Source organism: Mucilaginibacter sp. P5_A4, assembly GCF_056400605.1.
Genome location: NZ_JBFUKX010000093.1, coordinates 1 through 6,101, shown reverse-complemented (window position 1 = coordinate 6,101; position 6,101 = coordinate 1). Strand labels below are relative to the sequence as shown.

The 6,101-nt window shown below is 39.8% G+C and carries 6 protein-coding genes; all 6 read right to left on the bottom strand.

The window, feature by feature from the left end:
• The coding region (locus AC1DQW_RS27025) for a hypothetical protein (protein WP_477456899.1) at positions 1-563 on the bottom strand (563 nt) is incomplete at its 3' end.
• Between the two features lie 48 nt (positions 564-611).
• Positions 612-1,928, bottom strand: a complete 1,317-nt coding sequence (locus AC1DQW_RS27020) for an O-antigen ligase family protein (RefSeq protein ID WP_477456898.1) — start codon at positions 1,926-1,928, stop codon at positions 612-614.
• Positions 1,900-3,033, bottom strand: coding sequence for a DUF1972 domain-containing protein (locus tag AC1DQW_RS27015; RefSeq protein ID WP_477456897.1), 1,134 nt, complete (start codon positions 3,031-3,033; stop codon positions 1,900-1,902). Before AC1DQW_RS27015 ends, AC1DQW_RS27020 begins: the two co-directional genes overlap by 29 nt.
• Positions 3,030-4,103, bottom strand: a complete 1,074-nt coding sequence (locus AC1DQW_RS27010) for a glycosyltransferase family 4 protein (protein WP_477456896.1) — start codon at positions 4,101-4,103, stop codon at positions 3,030-3,032. Before AC1DQW_RS27010 ends, AC1DQW_RS27015 begins: the two co-directional genes overlap by 4 nt.
• Positions 4,100-5,068 (bottom strand): glycosyltransferase family 2 protein, encoded by a 969-nt coding sequence (locus AC1DQW_RS27005; RefSeq protein WP_477456895.1) that lies wholly within the window; start codon positions 5,066-5,068, stop codon positions 4,100-4,102. Before AC1DQW_RS27005 ends, AC1DQW_RS27010 begins: the two co-directional genes overlap by 4 nt.
• Positions 5,058-6,101: hypothetical protein (locus AC1DQW_RS27000; protein ID WP_477456894.1), on the bottom strand; the 1,044-nt coding region annotated here is incomplete at its 5' end. The genes AC1DQW_RS27005 and AC1DQW_RS27000, both read right to left, overlap by 11 nt.

Sequence of the window (6,101 nt, the reverse complement as noted above, 5' to 3'; positions counted from 1 at the left end):
GTGGTATCACCCTGTATTGGTATCAGTGTTACTACTTCGGTAGCGGTATAAATGTTCTTTTCTGCAATTTCAAGCCCGCTCTCGTCAATATAATAGTTCATGCAAAAGCAATGCTGCTGATTAACCAAAAAGGTTAATTTTTTAAAAAAATGCATCAGCGTACGGGCAATCCAAAGGCGGTTGGGGGCTGTAATAATAAAAAGGTCAATATCTGATTCATCGTCTGCATAATTTTTTGACAGGGAGCCCGAAATAGCAATCCCACGCACATAAGGAAACTTAATTAGCCAATTGCCAACCTTACGGGCGGTTTTTATCATTTCAAAAGCTTTTTGGTTCCCCTTGTTGCGGCGCTGCACCAGATATGGATCATTTTTAAGGGTGTAAAACTTGTCGAAACGAAATATTAACCGACTGCTCATCAAGTAAGTTAATGCGTCATCAAACATTTTGCAATCATATTTTACAGGCAAAAACAGGCAAACTTCATCGTGGGTAAGCGGGTAATTAAACGCATCAAAATAGGCTAGGGTAGCTAATATGTTCTTTTTGATTTCTGACACTGTGTTGATGGTTAAATGTTGACTAAAAACGGACCGAATTTGCATATATTAGTATGACGTAACTGCTAAACTGTTGGTTGCCATCTTTTTTAAATATTCCTCATCTTTATTTTTGCCAGTAACGGAAAGCGCTTTCGAGTTATCAGAAAACAGTAAAAAAGTAAAGAAAAAGCTGTAAAACATAACTCCTTTATCTGCATCCAGCACGTTTTCTGACAGGGACACAACAGCTATTACCAGCATAAAACTGATAAACACCAAGTCCTTTTTCTTAAAGGCTATTTTGAACCCGTAACCCAGCGTAAGCAAATAGACAAGTAATCCCCATATGCCCGATTTTACTAAAAAGCTGAGGTATTGATTATGGGAGTTTAAACCAGCAAGAAACGCACTGTACAGTTTAACTTTAAAAAACGCGTCATGTAACATCGGAACTTCTGAGCCCGAACCATGGCCAATTAATGGTTCCTGTTTTATCAGCGTAGTCACTACATGCCAGCGTGCCATACGGGGATTGGTGCTTCCACCTGGTTTTGCAATAGTAAGATCTTCTTTTAAACTGGTTATATAGCGCTCTTTGAATGATGAAACATTTAAAACTACAGTAAATGCTGAAGCTGATATGATGAGCATTGCTAATATAAATATTAGTCGTTTTTTACCCTGGAGCATGCAATATGGAAGTACCAGGTTAATAACCAGGAACAATATAGCCAATATGGATTTTGAACTTAGTTGTATAAGCCCGCATAACAATATAAAGCTACAGACACTATAAAATATTTTTAAAGGTTGTACCAGGGGTTTAAACAAAAGGGTTAGCAGGTATACCAATGCAATAACCAGTTGAAATGAAAAAAAGGTAGCATGCATATCAATCGGTTCCGAAAAATTATGATTGGTAAATGCTTTTGAAAAAATACTTTTTATGGGTAAATGATAGTACTTTATGGTTACAAGCGCATCAGCATATAAGTAAATTACAGTAGCCGTGCCAACCATGGCAAAGGCCAGCAATAGATTTGCTCTGTATTTTTTCAGATCGAGACTGTTGAGCGCAAACACCACAGGAAATAGCAAAGCTGGTAAGCGTAACATCAGCTCGCCAAAAGCTTCGTGGCGGTAAAGCGTATAGGAGGTAGCTATCAATGTAACTAAAAATACAGACTGTATCACAGCCGTTTTTATAGTAAAGACCGATCCCAGGCTTCCTTTTTGAAGGTGTATAAGGGTATGAACTATAAGGCTTATCAGTATGATATGGCTGTAAAACCTATCGAACGGCAGGCTGGCCATCAGCAACATAACGTGATAGTAGCTTATCTTATTGGCGTTATTATCGCATATCAGCAACAATTGCTTCATGGTTTTTATGTTTATAGCTCTCTATAATAAATTCCTCGTACTGATCAATAACCCGTTCCCAGTTAAATTGGAATTTTATTTTATCGAGGTTATTCATCACCATGCTTTTTTCAAGGTCCTTGCGTTGAACGTTCTCTACCAGTTGGGTTACCTCCGCTGCATTTGAAAAATAAAACGCATCAGTATTTAATACCGATTTATTAAAAGGGTTATTATGCGCTGCTATTAAAGCTTCACTGGCCATAGCTTCTAAAAGGGATGGATTTGTGCCACCAACGCTGTGACCATGAAAATACAGGTAGGAGTTGTTTTGTAATGAGCGAACTTTAGGGGTATCAAAAATGGCGCCTTTAAACTGGATACGCTCATCGTTTGCAAATCTGTTGGTGATGAACTTGCCAAAGCGGTTACTGGTATCGCCCAAAACTTTAAATGTTTTAGCCGAATTACTTTTATTAAAGCCCTCTAATATGGCTTCAATATTATTTTCCGGTTCCATGCGGGCCATCAGCAAAAAATAGTCCTCTTTAAGGGCCTGTGTAAAATCATATTGTTCGCGTTCAATTTCTGTGAAAACATCGGCGCCATATGGAATATACTTACTGTTGATGTTGTATTTATCCTTCAGGTATGATTTTATTACCCTCGAATCGGCAACGTAGGAATCGCTATACTGCACTGCCAGTTTTTCGKCATATTTCAAAAATTTTTGTACTGGTTTAGAATACTTTGACCTTTTCCATTCCATTCCATCCATGTTGGTAACAATGGCGCTGTTTTTTGGATAAATGGGGCCCCATACCGAGCTGCTGGTATAACCCATAATTAATACCACATCAAAATTTCTTTTACGGGCGTCAAGCAGGCAATTCATATCATAAATAAACTGGCCTGCGGTACCTATCAGGTATTCAGGATCATAACAGTGCTTTATTTCTACACCGTTCCAGCTATCCTTTGTATAAGGGTGGTTATGCGAATTATAAACGGTCACCGAGTGGCCGCGTTTTACCAGGCCATCTGATACATATTCCGATATATGCTCAAATCCTCCGTAATAATTGGGGATACCTCTGGTTCCTAATATTGCAATACGTAGTTTCATTTTATAACAGATTGATATGCTTTTAAAGTTTGTGTAGCAGCCTGTTTCCAGGTATAATTTTGAAGGATCTTATTTCTCAAATGCTCATTAACAGGCGATCGGCTTGCCTTTTCAACAGCATCGAGTATACTTTGCGGTGAAGCAGGGTTGCAATAAAAGGCATCTTTACCAAAATATTCCCTTACATCACCTTTATCACTGATAACCACGTTACAAGCCATAAGGGCTGCCTCTATTGAGCTTAAACCGGTAGTTTCAAACCAACTGGGCAATACATGTACTTTAGCACGGGCATAATATTTTACCAGCTCATATTGCGGCACCTGGTCAATAAAATAAATATTATCTGCAGCAATATCCCGGCACTCCCGGTAATAAGCCGCCTGGTTGGGTGCATATGTACCAATAAGCAGCAGGCGGTAGGCGGTATTATTGAGGGCTTTGATGAGGTTCAACTGGTTTTTTACACCCTCTATCCGCGCAGCGCAAACAACCAGTTTTTCCTCCTTAATTACCGTATCATCATATTTAAACAAATGCTGATCTGTACCGTTGGGTACTATCATACACTTTACTTCGCCCGGATAGTTGCTTAATACCCGTTGATATTCTGACTGTGAATTAGGCAATATCATAGCGGCATGACTTAAAATATCCATGATACTTTTACGCTGACCTTTCCATGTATAAGCCATGCTGGCCATTCTGTCACGGCCGAGCAGGAACCTTGCTATTGTTTTAACATATTCAACACCATCTGCCGGTAAGTACCTCAACAGCCTGCCTAACCCTTTGCGGTGCTGCTGATCAAACTCGCTGTAATTGCATAATATTGTTGAGATCACATAAGGTTTATGAGCTTTTTGACTATGGTGTAAAATATCGGCAGGGCGACCAAGATTAAAAAAGTGCAGCAAGTCGTAACTGTCATAATTAATATGTTCGTTAGCTAACTTTATGTCGGCAGTAACGCCCATAAACGTGAGATGACGGGCGGTTTGCACAGCCTGAACGGTATCGCCGCCAGGAACGGTGTACAATGTGGATCGCGTTATGAATGCTACGTTCATAATACTGCTCCTCCCGAAACAAATTTGTGTAACCAGGTGATTACGCTCGATGGAAAATAACTAACGGTATACAACAGGTAATTATCAAATCTAAGCGGAGATATGCCGATAGCCCTTGCAGTATACGCGCGCGCCTTTTGTGGCTGAAAATTATTGAGCAGCAGCTTTTTACCACAAAGTGCATAATAGGAGCTCTGTTTAATTTTAGCAGAATATTGTTTTTCACCAATCCCGGCCAATAAGCTGCCCTCCTTTATGCCGATAGTGCGATTTTTAAGGGTGGAGTACTTGATCTCTCTGAATTTACGAGGCCGCCACTTTTCATCAATAGTAATGGATTCGGGGTTAAGCCTTACTTTGATAAGTGATTGTGCAAGATTACATGCCTTTTGATCTTTCAGGATATTTACCCATAAAAAATGATCTTCAAAGGTATAGGCGTGCTCATTATAGCCACCCTTACTAATAACCAGGTCCTTTTTATAGAAAACGGAGGAGTGTATAAACGGGCAAACCGAATATTTAAGCTGCTGTATCTCCTCATTACTAAATCCCGGTGGTTTGTGTGTAAAAAGATAAAGCCCGTCCATATCAATATAATCGGCTGCCGAACCGATAATGCTATACCCGGGATTGGCTATCATAAAATCATACTGCTGCTGCAGCCTTTCGGGGTAGCAAATGTCATCCGCATCAAAACGGGCTATAAATGGGGCACGGGCATATTTTAATCCATAATTAAGTGCTTGGGCAACACCCTTATTATCCTGGTATATCACCACTATCCGGGGATCATTAAATGCACTGATAACCTCAACGGTATCATCTGTTGAGCCGTCATTAACTATCAGCAACTCAAAATCAATAAACGTTTGCTGTAACACCGATTCAATAGCAGCGCCTATATACTTGCCTGCATTATAGGCAGGCATTAAAACCGTTATTTTTGGGACTTCAAAGTTCATTTGTCAACGGTTTTATGGTTTGGGACTCTTTTAAATTGAGCAGCAGCAACAGTTCAAAAAACACTACTACAGAAAGTTGCTCAAACCAGTATTCTATAAAAAAAGCAACCAGCATCAAAAGCAAAACGGGCAGACCATAGGTTAAAACGCTGTAATGTTTAGCAAAAAAGCCCAGGTAATAAATGAAAAATCCTGCAAGTCCAATTAATCCGTATTCGGCCAGTAATTGATCGTAAACAGAAAATGGACTGTTGGTCAGGGAGTGAAAACCCGCCCTTTTGCTGAAATAATTAAGATAGAGATCAAGATGGTTTACCATAAAATCATGATCGATATAAACCAATTTATGCGGATAGCCGCCCGCAAAACCAAGCCCGGTAGCTCTGAAAGCCAGTTTTGACGAAAAATTACCTATGCCTATACCGGTAATTAACTTGTTTAAATGTTGGCGTAAAAAATCAACAGTTTGTAAAAAGCCAATTAGCTTGCCTGTAAACACCGGTGGCTGGGCAACTTCACCACCGGCAAACGGTAATTCTGTTTTATGTGTTTCAATAAATTGTACAAGCTGTTTTTGCTCAGGAGGCGTTTGAGTACTGCTTTGGTATGGGGCCGAATGAATATTAGGCCCTTTAATGGCTATACGTCCACCACTAATTACATAAACCGTATCATTGGGCTTTGTTGCGCGTACCGGATGTGTAGCCACATAAAGCTCGTCTAAGTATGTTATAGCCGTTTTTTGTTTACGTTCATCGGCGTTCAGTACACTATCTGGTCGTAAATTGATTGGTACGTTTGCCCATACCGAAGGCTTGGCTACGGAGGGATCTTTATGAAGCAATATGGCTATTGCATTTGTGGCATATTTGTTATTTTGCGGAGATATTTTCGACATGAAAACTCCAAGGAAAACAAGACAAACCACAATCAGGCTTTTTTGGTAGCGATTGGTTTTGAAGGCAAACAACAGTAAAAATATAAGTAGGATAGCAATATTGATACAATTACTACCGGTGAGCAGGAGGATGGC